At 60.4% G+C, this 21,700-nt stretch carries 21 protein-coding genes; 11 read left to right on the top strand and 10 right to left on the bottom strand.

Going from position 1 to position 21,700, the window contains the following annotated elements; genetic code table 11:
• Positions 1-96 precede the first annotated feature (96 nt).
• Entirely contained in the window at positions 97-2,268 is a 2,172-nt protein-coding gene (gene ligA, locus PMI09_RS27905) for an NAD-dependent DNA ligase LigA (RefSeq protein WP_007802282.1), read from the top strand.
• 33 nt (positions 2,269-2,301) lie between these two features.
• Here the strand turns inward: ligA and PMI09_RS27900 are convergent, their stop codons facing one another.
• Positions 2,302-2,823, bottom strand: a complete 522-nt coding sequence (locus PMI09_RS27900) for a GNAT family N-acetyltransferase (protein ID WP_007802279.1) — start codon at positions 2,821-2,823, stop codon at positions 2,302-2,304.
• 264 nt (positions 2,824-3,087) lie between these two features.
• On the opposite strand from PMI09_RS27900, the gene PMI09_RS27895 reads away from it, so the two are divergent.
• The 3 genes from PMI09_RS27895 to PMI09_RS27885 all read left to right on the top strand — a co-directional run bounded on the left by PMI09_RS27895 (position 3,088) and on the right by PMI09_RS27885 (position 5,211).
• Positions 3,088-3,678 carry a 3'-5' exonuclease gene (locus PMI09_RS27895; RefSeq protein ID WP_037084430.1) on the top strand — a complete coding sequence of 197 codons (591 nt, stop codon included), beginning with the start codon at positions 3,088-3,090 and terminating at the stop codon, positions 3,676-3,678.
• A gap of 63 nt (positions 3,679-3,741) precedes the next feature.
• Positions 3,742-4,236: a CreA family protein gene (locus tag PMI09_RS27890; protein ID WP_007802274.1), complete on the top strand. Its 495-nt coding sequence runs from the start codon at positions 3,742-3,744 to the stop codon at positions 4,234-4,236.
• Between the two features lie 105 nt (positions 4,237-4,341).
• A complete protein-coding gene (locus tag PMI09_RS27885; protein ID WP_007802273.1) occupies positions 4,342-5,211 on the top strand; it encodes an aldose 1-epimerase family protein in 870 nt (289 codons plus the stop codon).
• Positions 5,212-5,357: 146 nt separating this feature from the next.
• Here the strand turns inward: PMI09_RS27885 and PMI09_RS27880 are convergent, their stop codons facing one another.
• From PMI09_RS27880 to PMI09_RS27870, 3 genes are all read right to left on the bottom strand, one after another.
• On the bottom strand, positions 5,358-5,768 hold the full coding sequence (locus PMI09_RS27880; RefSeq protein ID WP_007802271.1) for a GFA family protein: 411 nt from the start codon (positions 5,766-5,768) through the stop codon (positions 5,358-5,360).
• A 229-nt stretch (positions 5,769-5,997) separates the two neighbouring features.
• Positions 5,998-6,465, bottom strand: a complete 468-nt coding sequence (locus PMI09_RS27875; protein ID WP_007802269.1) for a chemotaxis protein CheW — start codon at positions 6,463-6,465, stop codon at positions 5,998-6,000.
• A 2-nt stretch (positions 6,466-6,467) separates the two neighbouring features.
• On the bottom strand, positions 6,468-8,432 hold the full coding sequence (locus tag PMI09_RS27870; RefSeq protein ID WP_007802267.1) for a methyl-accepting chemotaxis protein: 1,965 nt from the start codon (positions 8,430-8,432) through the stop codon (positions 6,468-6,470).
• A 352-nt stretch (positions 8,433-8,784) separates the two neighbouring features.
• On the opposite strand from PMI09_RS27870, the gene PMI09_RS27865 reads away from it, so the two are divergent.
• From PMI09_RS27865 to PMI09_RS27855, 3 genes are read left to right on the top strand one after another with little or no spacing between them, the layout of a single operon-like run.
• Positions 8,785-9,387: an SCO family protein gene (locus PMI09_RS27865; protein ID WP_007802265.1), complete on the top strand. Its 603-nt coding sequence runs from the start codon at positions 8,785-8,787 to the stop codon at positions 9,385-9,387.
• Positions 9,388-9,391: 4 nt separating this feature from the next.
• The gene (locus PMI09_RS27860; RefSeq protein WP_007802264.1) at positions 9,392-10,519 is read left to right on the top strand and encodes an FAD-dependent oxidoreductase; all 1,128 of its coding nucleotides are present in this window, start codon (positions 9,392-9,394) and stop codon (positions 10,517-10,519) included.
• A gap of 14 nt (positions 10,520-10,533) precedes the next feature.
• Positions 10,534-11,412, top strand: a complete 879-nt coding sequence (locus PMI09_RS27855) for a 50S ribosomal protein L11 methyltransferase (protein ID WP_007802262.1) — start codon at positions 10,534-10,536, stop codon at positions 11,410-11,412.
• A 159-nt stretch (positions 11,413-11,571) separates the two neighbouring features.
• Here the strand turns inward: PMI09_RS27855 and PMI09_RS31805 are convergent, their stop codons facing one another.
• On the bottom strand, positions 11,572-11,745 hold the full coding sequence (locus PMI09_RS31805) for a hypothetical protein (protein ID WP_007802260.1): 174 nt from the start codon (positions 11,743-11,745) through the stop codon (positions 11,572-11,574).
• A gap of 279 nt (positions 11,746-12,024) precedes the next feature.
• On the opposite strand from PMI09_RS31805, the gene PMI09_RS27850 reads away from it, so the two are divergent.
• The gene (locus tag PMI09_RS27850; protein WP_007802257.1) at positions 12,025-13,860 is read left to right on the top strand and encodes an aminopeptidase P family protein; all 1,836 of its coding nucleotides are present in this window, start codon (positions 12,025-12,027) and stop codon (positions 13,858-13,860) included.
• Between the two features lie 30 nt (positions 13,861-13,890).
• Here PMI09_RS27850 and PMI09_RS27845 read toward each other — a convergent pair whose 3' ends face one another.
• Together PMI09_RS27845 and PMI09_RS27840 are read right to left on the bottom strand one after the other, a co-directional pair.
• Complete coding sequence (locus PMI09_RS27845; protein WP_007802255.1) at positions 13,891-14,199, bottom strand: AzlD domain-containing protein; 309 nt, start codon at positions 14,197-14,199, stop codon at positions 13,891-13,893.
• Positions 14,200-14,201: 2 nt separating this feature from the next.
• Positions 14,202-14,918: an AzlC family ABC transporter permease gene (locus PMI09_RS27840; RefSeq protein ID WP_007802253.1), complete on the bottom strand. Its 717-nt coding sequence runs from the start codon at positions 14,916-14,918 to the stop codon at positions 14,202-14,204.
• 132 nt (positions 14,919-15,050) lie between these two features.
• Between PMI09_RS27840 and PMI09_RS27835 the strand changes: the two genes are divergently transcribed.
• On the top strand, positions 15,051-15,299 hold the full coding sequence (locus tag PMI09_RS27835; RefSeq protein WP_007802251.1) for a DUF2164 domain-containing protein: 249 nt from the start codon (positions 15,051-15,053) through the stop codon (positions 15,297-15,299).
• Here PMI09_RS27835 and pncA read toward each other — a convergent pair whose 3' ends face one another.
• Together pncA and PMI09_RS27825 are read right to left on the bottom strand one after the other, a co-directional pair.
• Positions 15,300-15,926 (bottom strand): bifunctional nicotinamidase/pyrazinamidase, encoded by a 627-nt coding sequence (gene pncA, locus PMI09_RS27830; protein ID WP_007802250.1) that lies wholly within the window; start codon positions 15,924-15,926, stop codon positions 15,300-15,302.
• Between the two features lie 363 nt (positions 15,927-16,289).
• Complete coding sequence (locus PMI09_RS27825; protein WP_007802248.1) at positions 16,290-17,762, bottom strand: sensor domain-containing diguanylate cyclase; 1,473 nt, start codon at positions 17,760-17,762, stop codon at positions 16,290-16,292.
• 336 nt (positions 17,763-18,098) lie between these two features.
• Between PMI09_RS27825 and PMI09_RS27820 the strand changes: the two genes are divergently transcribed.
• The gene (locus PMI09_RS27820; protein ID WP_007802246.1) at positions 18,099-18,500 is read left to right on the top strand and encodes a DUF488 domain-containing protein; all 402 of its coding nucleotides are present in this window, start codon (positions 18,099-18,101) and stop codon (positions 18,498-18,500) included.
• Positions 18,501-18,589: 89 nt separating this feature from the next.
• Positions 18,590-18,937 (top strand): hypothetical protein, encoded by a 348-nt coding sequence (locus PMI09_RS27815; RefSeq protein WP_007802244.1) that lies wholly within the window; start codon positions 18,590-18,592, stop codon positions 18,935-18,937.
• Between the two features lie 105 nt (positions 18,938-19,042).
• Here PMI09_RS27815 and PMI09_RS27810 read toward each other — a convergent pair whose 3' ends face one another.
• On the bottom strand, positions 19,043-21,523 hold the full coding sequence (locus PMI09_RS27810; RefSeq protein ID WP_007802242.1) for an ATP-dependent helicase: 2,481 nt from the start codon (positions 21,521-21,523) through the stop codon (positions 19,043-19,045).
• Between the last annotated feature and the right edge of the window lie 177 nt (positions 21,524-21,700).

Genomic DNA, 21,700 nt, shown 5'->3' with positions numbered 1-21,700 from the left:
CGAATTGGGGAGAGGCGCCGGAGATGACGTCTCGCTCTCTTTCAATCCATGCATTTTGCTCTAAAACGACTCCAGATTCCGTGGAGCGAGAGCCGTATGTCGACCGAAGCCATAGCCGTTGATGCCCTGACGATCGAAGATGCCGCTGCCGAGCTTGAGCGACTTGCCAGGGAGATCGCCCGCAACGATGAGCTTTACCACGGCGAGGATCGCCCGGCGATTTCGGATGCGGAGTATGATGCGCTGAAGCGGCGCAACGACGCGATCGAGGCGCGCTTTCCGGAACTCATTCGCGAAGACAGCCCATCGCGGCGTGTCGGTTCCGCGCCTTCGGTGACCTTTGCGCCTGTCGTGCATGCGCGCCCGATGCTATCGCTCGACAATACGTTCTCGCAGGAGGACGTGCAGGACTTCGTGGCCAGCGTCTACCGTTTTCTCGGCCGTCTGCCGGACCAGTCGATCGCGTTTACCGCAGAGCCGAAAATCGACGGCCTCTCCATGTCGATCCGCTATGAGAATGGCAAACTTGTAAACGCAGCGACTCGCGGCGACGGTACGACGGGGGAAAACGTCACCGCGAATATCCGCACCATCAAGGAAATCCCCAACGAGTTGCCTGCGGGCGTTCCTGCCGTCGTTGAAGTGCGCGGCGAGGTCTATATGGCCAAGAGCGACTTCATGGCGCTGAACAAGCAGATGGAGGCGGCGGGCAAGCAGACATACGTCAATCCGCGCAACACCGCCGCTGGCTCGCTGCGACAGCTCGATGCGAAAGTGACAGCGAGCCGCAAGCTGAAGTTCTTTGCATACGCCTGGGGCGAAATTTCCGAGCCCAATGATTTGCCGAAGACGCAATTCGACATGGTGCAGAAGTTCAAGGAATGGGGCTTTCCCGTCAATCCGTTGATGAAGCGGTTGAATTCCGTCGCCGATATCCTGGCGCACTATGACGAGATCGGCCTGAAGCGACCGGATCTCGACTACGACATCGACGGCGTCGTCTACAAGGTTGACAGTCTTGAGCTGCAGACCCGTCTTGGGTTCCGTTCGCGCAGCCCGCGTTGGGCGACCGCGCATAAGTTCCCGGCGGAACAGGCCTTCACGACGGTCGAAAATATCGACATCCAGGTCGGCCGCACTGGTGCGCTGACGCCGGTCGCGCGGCTGACCCCGATCACCGTCGGAGGCGTGGTCGTCACCAATGCGACGCTGCACAATGCCGATTACATTGAAGGCATCGGCAATTCGGGCGAACGCATCCGCGAGGAGGAGCATGATATCCGCATCGGCGATACCGTGATCGTGCAGCGGGCCGGCGACGTCATCCCGCAGGTGCTCGACGTCGTCATGGAAAAGCGGCCCACAGATGCAGCCCGCTACGAATTCCCGAAGACCTGCCCGGTCTGCGGCAGCCATGCCGTGCGCGAGAAGAACGAGAAGACCGGCAAGCTCGATTCGGTCACCCGCTGCACCGGCGGCTTCATCTGCAGGGCGCAGGCGACGGAGCATCTCAAGCACTTTGTCTCCCGCAATGCCTTCGATATCGAGGGCCTTGGATCGAAGCAAATCGACTTCTTCTTCGAGAATGAGGACAGGGCGCTGCAGATTCGCACCGCGCCCGATATCTTCACACTGGAGAAGCGGCAGGCGGGCTCACTGACCAAGCTCGAGAATATCGACGGCTTCGGCAAGGTCAGTGTCGGCAAGCTCTACGCAGCTATCAACGAGCGCCGCACTATCGCGCTCCACCGCTTCATCTATGCGCTCGGCATCCGCCATGTCGGCGAGACGACCGCGAAACTGCTGGCGCGCTCTTATGGCACCTATGACGCCTTCGAGGAGGCGATGAAGGAGGCTGCATCACTTTCCGGCGATGCCTGGAACGAGTTGAACGCCATCGAAGGCATTGGCGAGATTGTCGCTCGTGCCATCGTCGAATTCTACAAGGAGCCGCGCAATATCAACGTGATCGGAGCGCTGCTTGACGAGCTCAACGACAAGAGGCCCTTGCCCGCCGAACAGCCGGTGACATCCGACAGCCCTGTCGTCGGCAAGACCGTCGTTTTCACCGGCTCGCTAGAAAAGTTCTCACGCGACGAGGCCAAGGCGCGGGCCGAAAGCCTCGGCGCCAAGGTCGCGGGGTCGGTGTCGAAGAAGACCGATATCGTCGTTGCGGGACCCGGCGCTGGCTCGAAGCTCGACAAGGCACGCGAACTCGGTGTCCAGACGATGGACGAGGACGAGTGGCTGGCGCTGATCGGCGGGTGAGGGCATCGGTTCTGCTCACCTCAGAGCCTTCTTCTACCGCTTGACCCTCGCCATCGCATAGGCATCGACGTAACTGCCGGCCCGGAAGGCGTAGGCACGAAGTACGCCTTCCTCTTCGAAGCCGAACTTTCTGTAGAGCGCAAGAGCGGCTTCGTTGTCGGTGTAGACGGTCAATTCCAGACGCATGATGTTCAACCAATTATCCGCGGCGTCGATGACGGCTGCGAGCAGCGCGCTGCCGATGCCTCGGCCGGTAAAGTCGTCATGAACGCCCATGCCGATGCCGGCGACGTGATTGCGACGGCCGCGGAAGCGGGTCATGCCGATGTCGCCGACGATCTGCCCGTCGATGGTTGCGACCAGACGCATCGCGTCCGGATTGCTGTTTTCGACATGGCGGCGGGTTTCTTCGATACTCTGGTAGGGCGGACGCAAGGTCCCTGCCCGAAAGCCCGGCAGATTGACCAGCGCTGCCAAGGCTTCGGTGTCGGACGGACGGATGGCTCGGATCAACAGTCCGACAGGTGCTTTTCTACTGCTTGGATTATTCTGCATGCAACTCTCCTGGTTGTTGTGAGGAGAGCCGGTTCCAGAACCCTGCTCGCCTCGGCAGGGTTTCGGGGATGACGGGGCTTGATCTAACGCACCGTCGCTCCCGCCAACCCTGCAAGGGTGGTGGTCGTCAGCGTAAGCGTCATGGTCATCGATCCGTTCATGCCCGCCATGTTTCGCAATCCGGTTGCGGATGTCAACAGCTTGGGTTTGCGCCGACAGGGCCGGAAGGCTATGCCATATCGATACAATCGAATCGGAAACCCCTTGAAGACCATCGCCATTGATTTCGAAACTGCCAACGAACAACGCGGCAGCGCCTGTTCGGTCGGTCTGGCATGGATCGAGGATGGCAAGGTCACCCGCGTCGAGGAACGGCTGATCCGCCCGAAGGAAATGCGGTTTTCCGGCATGAACATCGCCATTCATGGCATTCGGCCGGAGCACGTCGAGGACGCGCCGGAGTTTCCGGAGGTGATGGACGAGTTTCACGACGATTTCCGAGGCGCGACCATGATCGCGCACAATGCGGCTTTCGATTTCAGCGTTTGGCGCACAAGTCTCGACCTGTATCGGCAATCTTATCCGGAACTCACCTATCTCTGCAGCCTGAAGATGGCACAGCGAATCTGGCCGCATTTCCTGTCGCATCGGCTGAACATGATTGCCGAGCACCTTGGGCTGCGCTTTGCGCATCACAACGCTGCCGAAGACGCTGCGGTCTGTGCGCATGCGGCGATTGCGATGGCAAAGGCCGTCGGGGCGACAGCGGTGAACGCCATTCCTGCTCTGATCGGCATGAAACCGGGAAGGCTGACGTCGGAGGGGTACGAGGCCTGCACGTGCAGGAAGGCGTGAGGGCTTCCTTGTAAAGGCATCGGTCGCGCTTACCTTAGATGCGGATGTAATCAGGGAGCCGTCATGTCCAGAAAGAGCTGTATCGCGCTTGCCGCCGCCTCGCTTGTAGGCCTCTGCGCCGGCACGGCATCCGCCGACCAAGTCGGCAAGGTCGGGGTCGACTGGATCGGCAACGACATCATCATCGACGCGGTGGCCGACCCGCAGGTGAAAGGCGTGACCTGTCACGTCACCTATTTCGACCGCAGCGTTATCGACCGCGTGAAGAACGGCAACTGGTTCGAGGATCCCTCGAACAACTCCATTGCCTGCCGTCAGACGGGGCCGATTGAGATCGGCGACATTGACCTGTCGAAGGGCGGCGACGAGGTGTTCAAGACAGGCATGTCGCTGATCTGGAAGAAACTGGTCGTCAACCGGATCTACGACAAGGAGAACGACACGCTGATCTATCTCGCACATTCTCGCGAACTGACCGACGGCTCGGCCAAGATGGCGATCTCGACTATCCCGCTCTATGGCCAGAGCGTCATCTGGAAGAACGGAAAGCCGCAATAGCTGCGCGCTCGCTGACGGGACGAGGTGGCCAATCGTGCGTCGTCATGGAAATCGTTGGTTGACGCGGATAGGGTCCGATTGCGGATCAAATCGAAAGGATGCTCGATGCCAAGCCTCACGCGGATCGCAAACCAGTACCTGACAGTCGATGTCTCCTCTTTCGGCGCCGAGATGCAGGACTTGCTGACGAGCGACGGCAGGTCGTGGCTGTGGAATGGTGATGCGGCTTTCTGGGGCGGGCGTTCGCCTGTGCTCTTTCCGATCGTCGGCAAGGCGCCCGATGACATGCTGGCAATCGACGGCCAGAGCTTTCCGATGGGCCAGCACGGCTTCGCGCGCCGGACGGAATTTGCCCTTGCGTCCGCCAGCGCGACGACGTGCCGGTATGAGCTTGCGTCATCGCCCACGACGATGGCGGTCTTTCCGTTCGACTTCCTGTTGGCGGTGGAGCATACGCTTGAGCGGCGGGCGCTGACCGTCGCCGCCGAGGTGACCAATCGCGACCGGCGGCCGATGCCTTTTGGGCTCGGCTTTCATCCCGCCTTCCTCTGGCCATTGCCAGGCGCTGCCGGGCAGGATCACGTTATAACGCTCGACAATCAGGGCGAGCCTGGTTTGGTGCGGTTGGAGAATGGGCTGATTTCGCCCGCAAAGCTGGCATCCCCATTCAAGGCAGGACGGCTTGTGCTGGACCACGGTATGTTCGAGCAGGATGCCATGATCTTTCCGGAGGATGCGGGGAAGGGGCTGCGCTACGGCGTCGAGGGCGGACCGACGATGCATTTCAGTTTTGAGAATCTGCCCAATCTGGCGCTCTGGCAGAAACCGGGTGCGCCGTTCATCTGCATCGAACCCTGGCATGGGATGGCTGCTCAAAAGAACGGCTCGAGGGAGCTTGCAAAGCGACCGTACAGCCTGACATTGCCTCCCGGCGAGATCGGCCGCTTTGCGTTTACGGTCGAGATCGTCGAGTAGTTCGATCCTGGCATCAGTCTGCGATCAGACCGCGATCGTTTCGAGGCCGACGGCTCGGCCAAGATGGCGATCTCGACGATCCCGCTCTACGGCCGGAACGTCATGTGGAAGAACGGCAAGCCGCAACAGCAGCGCGGCCCGTCGAGTTAGGGACGGCTTTTGGGATGGGCCGGCAGGTTGTCGCAGATGACATCCCAGGACACCTTTTCGGATGTCCAGACGTGAAAGGTCGGGTGATACTCATCCGGCTCGTCGAGGCTGACGGTCATGATGTCGATCAAACCGGGGTCCGCATCGTTCTGGTAGCCGAGCGGGGAACCACATGAGCCGCAGAATGTCCGCACGACGCCCTTCGAGGAGGCGAAAGCCCGCGGGGCTCCTTGTTCGTACACCAGTGTTCGCACGGGAAAGGTGACGAACGGCAGCGTGGGAGCCGAAGCAACCTTCCGGCATGTCTGGCAATGGCAGATGCCGCTGGATAGGGGCGCCTCGTCGATTCTATAGCGGATCGCGCCGCAGCCGCATCCTCCGGTGTGGCGGGTCTTTGCTTTGCTCATCCTGCGTATCCCATTGCCTTTTCCAACGACATTGAAACGCCGGCCTTCGCCCTTCATTTACAAGGTTATGTCTAACGACCGCGTGACGGAGGTGGCGTTCGCCAACGAGATAGCCTGCAATGCGGCCCTAAGAATGGCGGCATAGAAAAACCGCTTGCAACGTTCGGTCGCAAGCGGTTCGGAAATGTTGTCAGGGGCCAGGCCTAGCAGCGAAACCCGGCTAGTCTGATCACGCGGCCTGTGCCAGCTCGTCGGCGATGACGGTGTCGAGGTTCAGGAAGCAGACCATGGTCTTTTCCAGCGCAACGATGCCGCGGCAAAAGGCGCGCTGTGCTTCCGGAATGATCTCCGGCGCCGGCTGCAGGTCTTCGCTCTTGATGGTCATCATGTCGGAGACCTGCTCGACCAGCAGGCCGACGAGCTTGCCGGCTATGTCGGTGACGATGATGGCGGAGCGCTCGGACGGCTCCGTCATCTTCATGCCGAGGCGGCAGGCCATGTCGATGACCGGGATCACCGCGCCGCGCAGGTTGATGAGGCCAAGCACGTAAGGCGGCGTGTGCGGCATCGGGGTGACCGGTGCCCAACCGCGAATTTCGCGGATCGCCATGATGTCGATGCAGAATTCCTGCTCGCCGAGATGGAAAGAGACGATCTCGAGATGCGAGCCGGTCTGGTTGATGATGGTACTGTTCATGATCAGAATTCTTCCCAGTTGTCTCCGGCCGGTGGGGCCATGGCTCTGGCGGTTGCGCCGCCGCTGAATGCGCCCGCCACCTTGCCGATCAGGCTTCGTGCGGGAGATGGTTTTGGATGCGAGACTGCGGTGGCTTCCCGCGGCGTAGAACGGGCATTCATGCCCTCGCCGATCTTGAACGTCTGGATCAGGTGGATCAGGCTGTCGGCATCGGTGGCGAGTGCGTGGCTTGCTGCGTTCGTCTCTTCCACCATGGCCGCGTTTTTCTGCGTGACCTGGTCCATCTGGCTGATGGCCGTATTGATTTCGTTCAGTCCAGTGGATTGTTCGCGTGCAGAGGTTACGATTGACTTAACATGCTCGTCGATGCGCAAAACATCGTCGCCGATCTGGCGCAGCGCTTCGCCTGCGGCCGTCACGAGTTCACCGCCGGCCTTCACCTCGGCTCCGGACTTCCCGATCAAAGCCTTGATATCCTTGGCGGCACCCGCTGCGCGACCGGCGAGTTCACGCACTTCCTGTGCGACGACCGCAAAGCCCTTGCCGGCTTCGCCTGCGCGCGCCGCCTCGACGCCTGCGTTGAGGGCGAGGAGATTAGTCTGGAATGCAATCTCATCGATGACGTTGATGATCGTTCCGATCTCGCGCGAGGCCGCCGCGATTCGCTCCATGGCCGCCATGGCGTCGGTGACGACCACATCTGACTTCGCCGTGTTCTGCCGGGTATGGGCCACCATGTGGCCGACTTCTTCGGCGCGGTTGGTGGCGTTGCGAACCGTTGCCGTGATCTGATCGAGGGCAGCGGAGGTTTCCTCGAGCGAGGCCGCTTGCTGTTCCGTGCGCTTTGCGAGGTCGTCGGCGGCCGAGCGCATCTGCTGGCTGTTTGCCTGGATGGAAGCTCCGTTCTGGGAGATGCCGGCCATCGTCTGGCGGAGCGTTGCCGTGGTCTCGTTGAAGTCGCTACGCAGGCGCTCCAGTTCCGGCTTGAACGGTTGATCGATGGTGACCGTTACGTCACCGCCAGCGAGCCGTGTGAGGCCTTGGCCCAGTGCTTTTACTGCTTTATCGAGCGCTTCGGCATCTGCAAGTTTTGCCGCTTCGCGGCTGCGACGCTCGGCATCACTTTGCTGGCGTTCGCTTTCACTTCGCGCCTGGAGGTCCTGCTTCTCGATTGCGGCAAGGCGAAAGCTCTCCGCCGCGCGCGCCATGTCGCCGATCTCGTCGCCACGCTCAGTGGCGGGGACGTGGCTATCGAGATCGCCGCGCATGATCCCCTGCATGCTCTTGCGTACGCCCTCGATGCCGCGGCGAATCGAGCCGCCATGGATGTACTGCAGGATCGCCATCGTCAGGATAGCGACGATGCCAAGTGCAAGCTGGATGTGAATCGCTCGCTGCGAGATCACATTGGCTTCGTCGATTTTCCTCTTGGCGAATTCGCCGCCTTCGCGGGCGAACTTATCCAGAGTCGCGCCCACCTTGTCGCCGCCACCGTCGATGGCGTCATCAAGCCTGTCGAATTCATTGTCGGGCGCCCCAGATTCGACGGCAGCTTTCAGGTCTCCGACGACATTCTGTCCGAGTGTCGCCACGTCTCCATCATACGTGGAGAGCAGGCTTCCCGTGTTCAGCTCCTCTCCGAGGCGGTGCATTTCCTTGGAACTGCTCTGTAGCTCGCCGATCGCTTCGTTCATCAGTTTCAGGCGTTCGGGCATCACGGCGCGATCGCCGCGATCGACGATGGTGTCCATGGCGGCGAGAATTAGAGTAAGATTTGCGGTGCGCAGCTCGTTGATGTGATCGACGCTAGCCTGGATCTCGTTGGCATGCCTCAGAGCGGCGTCGGCGCTCGAATTCTGGTGCCAGCCGACTCCAAGCATCGCGCCGAAGCCGACGAATGCAGCGCCGGCCAGCGTTCCAAGCCTCTGGCCAACGGAGAGGCTCTTGCGCACTTTCATATCAGTCATGTGACGATTATCCCCCCGCGATGAGACGCGGCATGTATCTTGCGCTCACGCGGATAGCCGGGGTTGAAATGCCAGGCAGACGTCATGTCACGAGAACGGCGACCGTTCTATCCATTGCTAAATATAGATATGTATTTTTAAGTATTTGCTAACCCTCAAAGATTGTAGGTTGCCTTTGTTGCGTCGAATATGTGTTTGTAAATACTGGATTTTCCGATTTTGATTGCGCCTTTTCCGTGTGCTGGTGGGGCAATCGGTCGCCGCCTGGAAAACATCTTGTTGAATTGCACCCTGAAGAACGAGGCGATATCACCCGGAAACGGGAATGGTCCCGATCTCAGAGGTTCGATCGATGAAGACTGTCCGCATTGCGGTCTGGGTTGCGGTGCTGGTGATGGCCGGGATTCTCGGCTGGCTGACGCTCAATGTCACCAAGACAAAAGAGGCTGTATCCGAGGGACCGTTCGGCGTGCCGTTCACGCTTGTCGCCCAGAACGGCCAACCAATCACGGAGCAGGCCTTCCGCGGCAAGCCGACGGCGCTCTTCTTTGGCTTTACCCATTGCCCGGAAGTATGTCCGACAACGCTGTTCGAAATGAATGGTTGGCTGGAGAAGGTCGATCCGGAGGGCAAGAAGCTTCGGGCCTACTTCGTCACCGTCGATCCGGAGCGCGATACGCCTGACGTCATGAACCAGTACGTCTCCAATGTCTCCAAGCGCATTGTCGGTATATCAGGCGCTCCCGACAAGGTTGCCGACGTCATCAAGGGTTACCGCGTCTACGCCAAGAAGGTTCCCGTGGATGAGAGCAATCCGAACGGCGACTACACGATGGACCATACGGCCTCGGTCTTCCTGCTCGATTCGGCAGGGCGGTTCTCCGGGACCATCGCCTATGGCGAAAATCCCGATACGGCTGTAAAGAAACTGGAGAACCTCGTCAGCAAGGGATGACGGCATGGCGTCAGGGCATCGCAGCATCTTGATCGCCGGGGCCGGCGCGACTGGCCTGACTGCTGCCCTCGAACTTGCCCGACGCGGGTTCCTTCCGCGTATCGTTGATAGCGACGCCGGGCCCGTGCCGCTGACGGAAAGCCGTGCGCTGGGCATCAATGCCAGAACGCTGGCGCTGCTTTCACCCTCGCGTGTGTCGGACACGATACTGCAGGAGGCGCAGCAGATTGCGCATTTCCGCATCGTCTCCAAGGGAAGACTGCTTGCTGACATCGACACGACGAAGGTTCCCGGCCCCTACAGCGCAATCCACGCGCTGGCACAGGGGCATACCGAGCGGCTGCTGCTGGGCAAGCTTTCCGACTATGAGGTTGCTCCGGAATGGCAAACTGCGGTGGAGACAGTCTCCGGGGATCTTTCGAAGCCGCGAGTAACGCTACGGAAGGCCGATGGATCGGTCGAAACGGCGGATTTCGATATCGTGATCGCTGCCGACGGTGCCCATTCGGCGGTCCGCAAAGCTGTCGGTATCGGTTTCCCCGGACAGGCGCTGGAGAGCAGCTTCTATCTGGCGGACTTTCGTTACGCTGTGCCGATCGATCCCGGTTTTGCCGAGATAACCCTGTTCGATCCCGGCATGATCGGGCGTTTGCCTGTCACCCGCGATGTGCTGCGCTACATCTCGACGCTTCCCGATTTCGAGAGCCGCATCCAACATCCTGCCGCAATCGCCGAGCGTGTCTGGGCCTCCGATTTTCGCATTCACTTCCGCCATGTCGCTGTGATGGCAAGAGGCAACGTGTTTCTTGCAGGCGACGCGGCGCATATTCATTCGCCGGCCGGTGCGCGGGGGATGAACCTTGGCATCGAGGACGCGTGCTGGTTGGCCTGGCTCATCTCGGAAGGGCGGGAGCGCGAATATGCGGGCCTCAGAATGCCGGCGGTGAAGACGGTGCTGAAGCAGACCCATCAACTGACATCGCTTATTACCATGAAGAATCCGGTGGCGATCGCGATCCGCAATGTTGCCGTCCCCTTACTTTTGCGAATACCTGCATTCCGACAAAAATTGCTTCACGGCGTTTCCGGATATGATACGCAGTCGCCGCCCTGGATCGATGGCGCCCTATAGAAGAAAGACCGCTTGTGAGTGAAATACGCCTTTATGTGACGACGACCGAAGTGCAGGCAGGAGAGATTCTGGATCTGCTGTCCGATGTTTTCGGCGAAGAAGACTTCGCAATCGCGACCACTGAGATCGATGAGAAGAAGGATATTTGGGAAGCCTCGGTCTACATGATGCGCGAAGAAGAACTACAGGTTCGCGCGCGCGTCGAGGAAGCGCTGAAGGTGAGCTTTCCCGAGGCCAAAGTCGAGCGCGAAGTGATTCCCGAGGTCGATTGGGTGGCGAAGTCACTTGAGGGGCTGACGCCGGTTCGGGCGGGGCGCTTTCTGGTCCACGGATCGCACGACCGCGACAAGGTGCGGTCCGGCGATATTGCGATCGAGATCGATGCCGGCCAGGCTTTCGGTACAGGTCATCACGGCACGACGGCAGGCTGCCTGGAGACGATCGACCGTGTCTTGCGTTCCCGCCGGGTGCGGAATGCGCTTGATCTCGGAACCGGCAGCGGCGTTCTGGCGATTGCTGTCAGGAAGCTGCGGAACATTCCTGTTCTCGCAACGGACATTGACCCGATCGCGACGCGGGTCGCTGCCGAGAATGTTCGGCGCAACGGCATTGCGTCGGGTATCGCCACAGAGACGGCGCCAGGTTTTCACTCGACCGCCCTTTGCGCGCATGGCCCCTTCGATCTGATTATCGCCAACATCCTGGCGCGGCCCTTGATCAAGATGGCGCCGCAACTCGTGACCCACTTGGCGCCCGGGGGCTCGGTCATTCTTTCCGGCATTCTGGCTGCGCAGCGTTGGAAGGTGCTGGCGGCCTATAACGGTGCGCATTTGCGGCACGTCCGTACGATCTGGCGTAATGGCTGGGTGACGATCCATCTCGATCGTCCTTGAGGCGAGGGCAAAAGAAAAGGCGGTGCCAATGGCACCGCCTTTGGACCAGTTTCCCGGTCAATGCCCGCGAGCTCGAAGGAGGAGGAGCGCTCGAGCGGGCTTCTACTGGTTCTGATCGCCGGTCCCGTGAGGGAGGAGGAGAAGGGAGCGGCGAGTTGCTCAGAACGCGTAGTTGGTTGCGACCTGATGGCGCGTAACCTTTTGGCCAGCGCCCAGCAGATTGAGGGTGTCCTCATGCAGCGGACGGCGCGAGCCGATGACGTGACGCACAGTCTGGCGCTCGCCAGCCTGCACCGGGCTGCTGTAAGCGAAGCGCGACAGAGGGGCAGTCATATCTAAATTCCTTTTGTTTCGTTTCAGGTTCGTCTCGAACCCGTTTGATGGCGCCTATATAGCGATTTAGAAAAGCTGAGGGAGAGGGTTTCGTTCATGGGAGCCATGCGTGGAATGCATAAAGCATGCCACTTTGTGAGGCGGCGCCTCATTTCCGCCGGATTATTGCGCGGCTTTCGCTCATACGTCACTTCGCGAATTCCTCGTACTCGTCTGAAATTCCTATAATATAGCCGAATCTCGCCTAGGGGATTCGCCTAAAACACCGGATTCTTGAACATGTTCCAGTCTTTCGAAGTCACTTCGACGCCACAATTCGGCCGCGATCGCGTCTCGGCTTTGCGCGCAAGTTTTGATGCGCTTGATATCGACGCCTTTCTTGTGCCGCGTGCCGACGAGTTCAACGGCGAATACGTGCCGGCTTGTTCGGAGCGCTTGTCGTGGTTGACGGGCTTCACCGGGTCTGCGGGCGTTGCGCTGGTAACGCGTTCGGAGGCGATTGTCTTCGTGGACGGGCGCTACGTGACGCAACTTACCGAGCAAGTGGATAGTTCCGTCTTCACAGGCGGAGACCTTGTGAACGAACCGCCTCATGCCTGGCTTGCGAAGAACGGCTCCAAGGGCCTGCGCCTCGGCATCGATCCCTGGCTGCATTCCGGCGCAGACGTGCGGCGACTTGAAAAGGCGCTGGCCGAAATTGGCGGTTCGCTCGTTGTCCTGCCTCACAATCCTCTCGACAAGCTCTGGAGCGACCGGCCGCAGGAGCCGCTGGGACAGGTGATGATCCAGAGCGTCGTGCAGGCGGGCGTGCTCGCGACCGACAAGATTGCAACGATCGCTGCCGATCTTGCAAAGAAGAACCTCAAGGCGGCGCTGATCGCCGATCCGTCCTCGGTCGCCTGGATCTTCAATATTCGCGGTGCCGACGTTCCGCACACGCCGCACCCGCTGGCGCGTGCGATCATCTATGCCGACGGCAAGGCGGACCTCTTCCTCGACAAGCGCAAGACCGGTATCGAGGCCGAAGCCTATCTGGCGCAGATGTGCATGCAGCTTCCGCCGTCGGAACTCGAAAGGAAACTGTCCGCTGTTGCAAGAGATGGCGGTCGAGTCGTCGTGGATCCGGACCTTACCTCGTATGCCTTGGCGGAGATCATTCGCAAGGGGGGTGGCGAGGTCGTGGAAGGGAATGATCCCGCAAAGCTTCCGCGAGCTGTCAAGAACAACGTTGAGATCAACGGTTCTGCGGCTGCGCATCTGCAGGACGGCGCGGCGATGGTCGAATTTCTCTCCTGGCTGTCGCAGATCAAGCCGGGGACCGTGACCGAAATCGAGGTGGCGGAGAAGCTGGAAGCGGCACGCGCCCGTGTCGGCCAGAGTATGCAGAACCCGCTGAAGGATATCTCCTTCGACACGATCTCCGGAGCCGGCGAGCACGCGGCTATCATGCACTATCGCGTGACGACGGAAACGAACCGCAAGCTGGAGGCCGGGGAACTCTTCCTGATCGATTCCGGCGCCCAGTACATCAACGGCACGACCGACATTACCCGCACCGTCGGCATCGGTTCCGTCACCGAGGAGCACAAGCGCTTCTTCACGCTGGTGCTGAAGGGCATGATCCAGATCAGCACCGCACGGTTTCCGAAGGGCACGCGCGGATGCGACCTCGATCCGCTTGCCCGCATTGCACTCTGGCGGGCAGGGGTTGATTTTGCCCATGGAACCGGTCACGGCGTCGGGTCCTATCTTTCAGTGCATGAAGGCCCGCAGCGCATCGCCAGGCTCTCGACGCAGGAGCTTTTGCCGGGGATGATCCTCTCGAACGAGCCCGGCTATTACCGCCCCGGCGCTTTCGGCATCCGCATCGAGAACCTGATCTATGTCCGCGAGGCAGAGGCGATCGACGGTGGCGACATGCCAATGCTCGGATTCGAGACGCTGACCTTCTGCCCGATCGACCGCAGCCTGGTTATTCCGGAACTTCTGACGCATGACGAGCTGCATTGGTTCAACAGCTACCACGAGCGCACCCGAGAAGCGCTGATGCCGCTGATTCACGACCACGACGTCAAGGCGTGGCTGGAAAATGCGACCTTGCCGCTGGAATATTAAGCGAGGCGGCCTTGTCGGCCGCCAGTGGCGTTACATGCCGATCGTGTGACGCCAGCCCATGACGACGAGCCACGCGGCAATCAGCATCCAGGTGTGCGAGACCCGCAGACCGACGAGGAGTGCGACGAGCAGGGCGAGCTTCGAATCCCAACCGCCGATGAAGAAGGCCGGCGCAACAAGCGTCGTCAAGACCGCGGCGGGGACGGCGGCAAGCGCAGCCTCCATGCGCGGCGGAATGCGCTTCATCGTGGTGATGAGGATATAGCCGCCGATGCGGGTTGCGTAGGTCGCAACCGCGGCTGCGACGATCACGAGAGCCATGTGAAGATCGAAGGCCATCGTCATACCTCGTGCAAATCGGATTCGAGTTCCTGCTCATGCGGTGGCGGCGGGAACAGGGCGGCAAGGATGATGCCTGCCGCGGCACCTAGGCTGACGTGCCAAGGCGAGCCGACATAATGATAGGCGATAATGGAGGCGACAGCGCTGACGGCGGCGACCGGCAGAAAATTGTCGCGATGGCGGAAGTCAAGGACGATGCCGAGGAAATAGGCCGGCAGCAGGATGTCCAGTCCGATCGATTTCGGGTCGCCGATGTAACTGCCGAGCATGCCGCCGAGCAAGCTGACCAAAACCCAGGGTACATAGATGATGATGCCAAAGCCGAGATACCAGACAAACGTGACCGGCTTGCCTGCTTCGCCGCGTTTTGCCGTTTCCGCAAACTGCGGATCGACCAGCAGGAAGAAGGTGAAGAACTTCTGGATCGGCGAGAAGTGCTTGATGTAGGGCGCGAGTGCCGCCGAATAGAGCACGTGGCGAAAGTTGACTGCCAGGATGGAGGCGACGATCAGCCAAGCCTGGACGTTGTGGCCGAAGAGCTCGATGCCGACCATCTGGCTTGCGCCGGCATAGACCGTGGCGCTCATGAAGGTCGTTTCGGCGAGCGACATGCCGTTATCGACCGCCAGCGCTCCGAACAAAGCCCCGAATGGGGCCGAGGCCAGCGCAACGGCTGAGCCACCGCGCAAACCGTCGAAAAAATCAGCGCGACTCATCGGCGACAATCCTTCTGGAATTTTGCCCTCGTCTAAGGAGGGGCGGTATCTGCCGCAAGCAAATTTCCTTGATTGAACGATCGATTTCGCTGAACGATGCATTCGCAGCCGATCGCCTTTCGGGGAGAGAACATGAATCAGATCGAACTTTCGAAGGAAGAGAAGACCGAGCTCCTTGCGCGGATCCAGCATTATTTCGACAGCGAGCTGGACCAGCCGATAGGCCTTCTCAAAGCGGAGATCGTTCTTGAGTTCTTTGCGAAGGAAGTTGGCGCCGCCTATTACAAGAAGGGGCTCGAAGACGCGCAGGTCGCGCTTGCCAGACGGATGGATGACTTTTCCGAGGACGTCTATCAGTTGCAGCGGAACGCGACGCAGTGATCAGCCTTCCAGAATTTGCCGGCTGGTCACGATATCGATGCCACGCGCACGCATTTCCTCGATCGCGGCCGCAACGCCTTCGGGTGTAATGCCGCGGCTGGCGTCTTCGACAAAGCGAACCCGCACGCCCGGCATCATCTCGGTCGCATCCAATGCCGAGAACTTCACGCAGTAATCGGTCGCGAGACCGCAGACGTCCAGTTCGGTCACGTCCTGGCCCTCGAGAAAGTCGGCGAGCCCGGTAAGCGCGTCTTGATCATTGTCGCGAAAAGCCGAGTAGCTATCGATATTGCGATTCTCGCCCTTCTGCAGGATAAGGTCGATTTTGCCCATCTTGAGGTCCGGATGCAGTTCTGCGTCCGCTGTGCCCTGCACGCAATGATCCGGCCACATCATCTGCGGCTTGCCCGAAAGTGTGCCGAGTTCGAATGGTTTCTTATCGGGGTGGGAGGAGGCGAAGCTGCCGTGGCCGGGCGGGTGCCAATCCTGGGAGGCGACGATCAGGTCGTATTTGCCGCTCTCGATCAGGCGGTTTGCGACGGGAACCACCTCGTTGCCGTCAGGGACCGCGAGGTTGCCGCCCGGGCAAAAGCCATTCTGAATATCGACTAGAAGCAAGGCTTTCATCGGTGCGACTCCCTCGATTTTGCATTGCACCATGCCAAGGGCCGAGGGATGGCGCAAGCGTCGAGACGCTTCGCCGCAGGGGCCGGAGAAGCGAGCCTTGAAAAGGTCGGGTCGGTCGGTGCCCTTCAGCCCGTAAAAGGCGATACAAGCATAGCACAGAACCGGCATCAGGTAGGCGATGTATATGCCGATGATGTCGGCAAGGGCGCCTCAGGGCGCCGCCAGCAATGGCCAGGCAGGGGATTCCGGAGTCCTGACTCGTTTAGTATGGTAGTATTCAAATATTGCGTTGCGATAGGTAGTTCGCGATTGCGAACACACGCTGGCGAGGCTGGTTCTTAGGACAGGTGTCGGGGCGACTGTTCAAGCCGCCGAGGCGGACTTTTCGTTCGTGGTGGCGCTGCCTTGCTCTTCCGCCTTGCGGCCGGCGTGATAGGCACGCTTTTGCGCGTACATGGCAATATCGGCACGCCGCACCATTGACTCCATCGTTTCCCCTGGCTCGCTTGTCGCGACGCCGAGCGAAATGCTGAGCGGAGCGTTGGAGTAGAACTGGTTGTTGATCTTGAGGAGTTCCCCGATGGTCTCGACCATTGTCGCGACCGCCTGCTTGTCGGCGCCGGGCATCAGCACTGCAAATTCGTCGCCGCCGATGCGGGCAGCATGATTGGGTTGAGCGGCGGCGCCGTTCAGGACCTCGCCAAGGCGGCGCAACAGTCCATCGCCGGCATCATGTCCGAGCTGGTCATTTGCCTCCTTCAAGCCGTTGAGATCGATGATGACGGCCGATATCGGGCGCAGTGACTTGCGCTCGAGCCTGTTCAGCTCGTCCACATAGAAGGCGCGATTGCGGAGTTTGGTTAGAACGTCGTGCTTGCCGAGATATTCGAGATAGCCTTCCGCCTTCTTGCGCGCGGTGATGTCGGTAAGCGCCACCTGCACCAGTGCCCAGTCTGCTTCATGGCCGGGAAGGACGGAGAATTGCAGGAGGACATAGCGCTCCGAGCTGTCGAGCGCGTAGTTGATGACTTCGCGCTGATGGAAAAGTCTGCCGTTCCACAGTTCGATCAGCTGTTCGCGGAAGTGTTTCTCCATATCGTCGCGGAAGACTTCTGCGATGCGTTGCAGAAGCGTGTGGCGGTCAGGCGCGCAGAACAGATCGAGGGTCGCCTGGTTGACGTCGATGACCCGGATCTCGCTCATGCACTGGCCTACGAACTCGGGATGGACATCGGTGAAGACCCGGAAGTCGTCGATGCCGCGATCGCGGACATTCTCCAGCAGCAGCTTGATCTGGCTGAAATCCTCGACCCAAAGCGAGACCGGCGAATGCTCGAAAATGCCTTCGGCGTAACGGCGGTTTTCGCGCTCCTTGCGGCGGGCTTCCTCGCGAGCCGTGACATCTTCCGTCGTCAGCATCACCTGCGCGAGCGACTGCTCATGGCCCGGCAGCACCGAGCCGCGCAACTGGATATCAAGCCGGCGTCCGGACAGCGTGTAGTTGACGGCGCTGCCGGTGAATTCGGTCTTGCCGTCCCAGAGTTCGGCCAATTCGTTGACATGGCTTTCCAGCATCTCATCGCGGAATACCAAGCCGAGGTTCGCGACGAGGTGATCGAGGTCGTTGGCTTCGAAGAGTTCCAACGTCTTGCGGTTGACGCGCAACACGCGGATCAGCTGCGAGCAGGCCGCGACACGTCTGGTATCGTCCCTCAAATAGGCGCGAATATCTTCGACGCCTTCGGCGCGCCAGCGATCGAACTGTGCCTTGACCCTGCTGAAATCCTCGATCCACATCGCGATTGGTGACAGATCGAAGATATCGCAATCGCTCATGACGGGACTTTCGGTTTTGGCGTTACCTTTGGAGGCACAGCACTATTTGATCGATCTTTAGGAGTGATTCGTTAACCTTCGCTTGACGCGGCGTTGTTGGTGGTGCCGCCGTAACGCTGACCGCTCTCATGCGGGGAGCCATTGACGCCCGCGATCCCGCCAATCTTCTTTTGCAGGAGAGGTCGCGGCTTCGAAGGTGCGAAAGAGTGACAATGGTGAGTAGCGTTCAAAGTATCAGGCGGCAGGCGACAGTGGCGACGGTCAAGTTTTGCCTCGTCATGCTCGTGATGATCTTCCTTGCTGCTGGATGCGTAGACAGGTTGATGGAGGGGCGGAATGGCTATTGGCGTCGTGCAACTGGGGTCGCCGCGGGCGGAAGGCGAGGGCGTGCGCATCGGCACCGTCCGCCGACCGCCGCGGGGCGTACCGAAGGAGGAATTCTCCAGCCGCAACTACTATGACGTCTGGCTGCCGATCCTTTCGCCGAGCCAGGCCCTGGTGACCCAAGCGAAGGCAGCGACCACGGATGCCGAATGGGCGATGTTTGTGCGCAGCTTCAGGAAGGAAATGAACGTGCCGGAGGCAAGTCATGTGCTCGACCTGCTCGCCACGCTTTCGCATGCAAGCCATTTTTCGATCGGTTGCTACTGTGAGAACGAGAGCCGATGCCATCGAAGCGTGTTGCGGCGCCTGCTTGAAGAGCGGAACGCAACGTTTGCGGCGGAAGCCTGCGCCTAGCGCCTTCGTAGGCCTGCTATGAGCCGCGGCCTTGCTGACTCCGGGATTTTCTGCCTTTCTGTGCGAGGGGATTACCCGGAGCCCAAGCCATGACCGAGCCCGGTCCAGAGGAGAAGATCGACGCGACGTTCCGCAACGGCTCGCTGACGGCGGCCGGCATCATCCTCGGCTTTTCCTTGAGCTTCATCAGCCGCTGGGCCTCCAATCCAAACGACTGGAGCCGGATCGACATCTTTCCGATGCTGCTGCTGACGGTGGGGATAGCCCTGCAGGTCAAGGTCTTCGCCGACCTCCTGGCCCGGGACTCGCTGATTGCTGCCAAATACGATCGGGCCAGACGGCTGTTTCTGATCGGCATCGCGGTCGTCGCGGCCGGAATCGGGCTGGCATTGCTCAATGATATTCTGGGGCTGGGATCAATGCCGATCTTGGGGTGAGCGGGATGTTGCCGTCTTATAGTCTCGATCTCATCGACGCTGCACGATGTCCGCAGGCCGATCAGATTGAGATTCTTGTGAATCCATCCTGATATAAGATGAAACCTATGAAACCCGCTCCACAAACCCATCGAGCACTCTCTTCTGGCCAGCCCGGTCAAAATCGATCGTAAGCTTATTGCCCTCGATCTCGATGATATTGCCGTTGCCGAATTTCAGGTGGAAGACGCGGTCGCCGGTCTTGAACTTCGAGGGTTCCGTCGCCGTGGATTTCGCTACCAGCTCGCCGTCGATGGTGCGGCCGCGCGGGCCGCTTTCGCCGTAGCCGATGCGCTCCACGGCATGGCCGGAGCGGGTGCCCCAGTTGTCGCGGGTGGCGTCCGTCTTGTTCTGCTGGGCACGCTTCCAGCCCGGCGTCGAATAGGCGTTGGCGAAGGGATCGGCCTTGTCGAAGCGGGACTGACCGTAGCTGCCCCTGCCATAGCCGCCATAGCTCTGCTCGGCTTCCGCCACTTCGACATGCGTTTCCGGCAGTTCATCGAGGAACCGCGACGGGATCGTCGATTGCCACAGACCGTGGATGCGTCGGTTCGAGACGAACCAGATGTGGCAGCGCCGCTTTGCGCGGGTGATGCCGACATAGGCGAGGCGGCGTTCCTCTTCGAGACCGGCGCGGCCGCTTTCATCGAGCGAACGCTGGTGCGGGAACAGGCCTTCTTCCCAGCCCGGCAGAAAGACGGTGTCGAACTCCAGGCCCTTGGCCGAATGCAGGGTCATGATCGAGACGGCGTCGAGATTTTCATTCTGCTCGGCGTCCATCACCAGCGAGACGTGCTCGAGAAAACCGCGCATCGACTCGAAGCTTTCCATCGAGCGGATGAGTTCCTTCAGGTTTTCAAGACGGGTTGGCGCGTCCGCCGACTTGTCGTTTTTCCACATGTCGGTGTAGCCCGACTCTTCGAGGATCTGCTCGGCAAGCTCGGTATGGGGCGTGTTCTCCAGCATTTCCTGCCAGCGGCGGAACGACTGAACGACGTCGAAGAGGGCTTTGCGCGCCTTCGGCTTCAGCTCGTCGGTTTCGATCATGTCGGCGGCTGCCGCCAGCATCGGGATATCCCGGGCGCGAGCGTAATCGTGAAGGGCGCGTACCGTCGTATCGCCGAGGCCGCGCTTCGGGGTGTTGATGATGCGCTCGAAGGCGAGGTCGTCGGCAGGCTGTGCGACGAGGCGGAAATAGGCCATGGCATCGCGGATTTCGAGGCGCTCGTAGAAGCGCGGGCCGCCGATGACGCGGTAGTTCAAGCCTAGCGTCACGAAACGGTCTTCGAATTCGCGCATCTGGAAGGAGGCGCGCACGAGGATTGCCATGTCGTTCAGCAGATGCCGCTTGCCATTGGCATCGCCGCGCTGAAGCTGCTCGATTTCCTCACCGATTTCCCTGGCTTCCACTTCGGAATCCCAGGAGGCGTGCACCTGGACTTTGATGTCCTCGGGATCGCTCCGGTCGGTGAAGAGTGTCTTGCCGAGGCGACCTTCGTTGTGAGCGATCAGATGGCCAGCCGCACCAAGGATATGTGCCGTCGAGCGGTAGTTGCGTTCCAGCTTGATGACCTTGGCGCCCGGAAAATCCTTCTCGAAGCGCAGGATGTTGTCCACCTCGGCGCCGCGCCAGCCGTAGATCGACTGGTCGTCATCGCCGACGCAGCAAACGTTCTGCGGTTCGCCCCTGGGGCGCTGCGCAAGCAGCCGCAGCCACATGTACTGGGCGGTGTTGGTGTCCTGATACTCGTCGACGAGGATGTAGCGGAAGCGGCCGTGATACTCCTTGAGAAGATCAGGGTTCTTACGGAAGATCGCGATCGGGTGCATCAGGAGGTCGCCGAAATCGCAGGCGTTCAGCGTCGAAAGCCTTTGCTGGTAGGCGATGTAGAGTTCGCGGCCCTTGCCATTGGCGAAAGCGCGCGCGTCGCCCTCGGGGATGTCGCTCGGGCCGAGGCCCTTGTTCTTCCAGGTGTCGATCATGCCGGCAAACTGTTTGGCGGGCCAGCGCTTGTCGTCGAGGCCTTCCGCCTGGATGAGTTGCTTGATCAGGCGAACGACGTCGTCGGTATCGAGAATCGTGAAATCGGAGCGCAGGCCGACGAGTTCGGCATGGCGGCGTAGAAGCTTGACGCCGATCGAGTGGAAGGTGCCGAGCCATGGCATGCCCTCGACGGCGCCGCCGACGAGCACGGCAATACGCTCCTTCATCTCGCGGGCAGCCTTGTTGGTGAAGGTGACGGCAAGGATCTGTGAGGGGAATGCACGGCCGGTGTTGAGGATGTGGGCAATGCGCGTCGTCAGAACGCGCGTCTTGCCGGTGCCAGCGCCCGCGAGCACGAGAACGGGACCTTCGAGTGTTTCGACGGCTTCGGTCTGCTCCAGATTCAGGCCGGAAAGGTAATCGGGGCGCTTGCCGCCATCGCGAGCGGCCATGGCGCGGGCGGCGAGCCCTCCGCCGGCCGGAGCGGCAGGGGCCGGCTGCTTGCGCGGCGGCTCATCCGGCTCTTCGTCGAAGAAGGGGATATCGTCGAAACTATTGCTCATGGCGCGTAATGTAGTGATTCGGGATGGAAAGACCAGAAAAGATGTTCTGCTTTCATTCCTGTCCGGGCGGCTGTCCTCAGCTTGTATCCGGCCTGGGAGGGCCGCAACGGCGACGAATTGCCGGATGTGCTGCAAGTTTTATCCTAGGCGGCACGGCATGTCGCATAAACGTCAGAA

This window comes from Rhizobium sp. CF122, from assembly GCF_000282035.1.
GTDB lineage: Bacteria > Pseudomonadota > Alphaproteobacteria > Rhizobiales > Rhizobiaceae > Rhizobium.
Note: the sequence above shows the minus strand (reverse complement) of the source record. Positions and strands in the feature narration are given on the sequence as shown.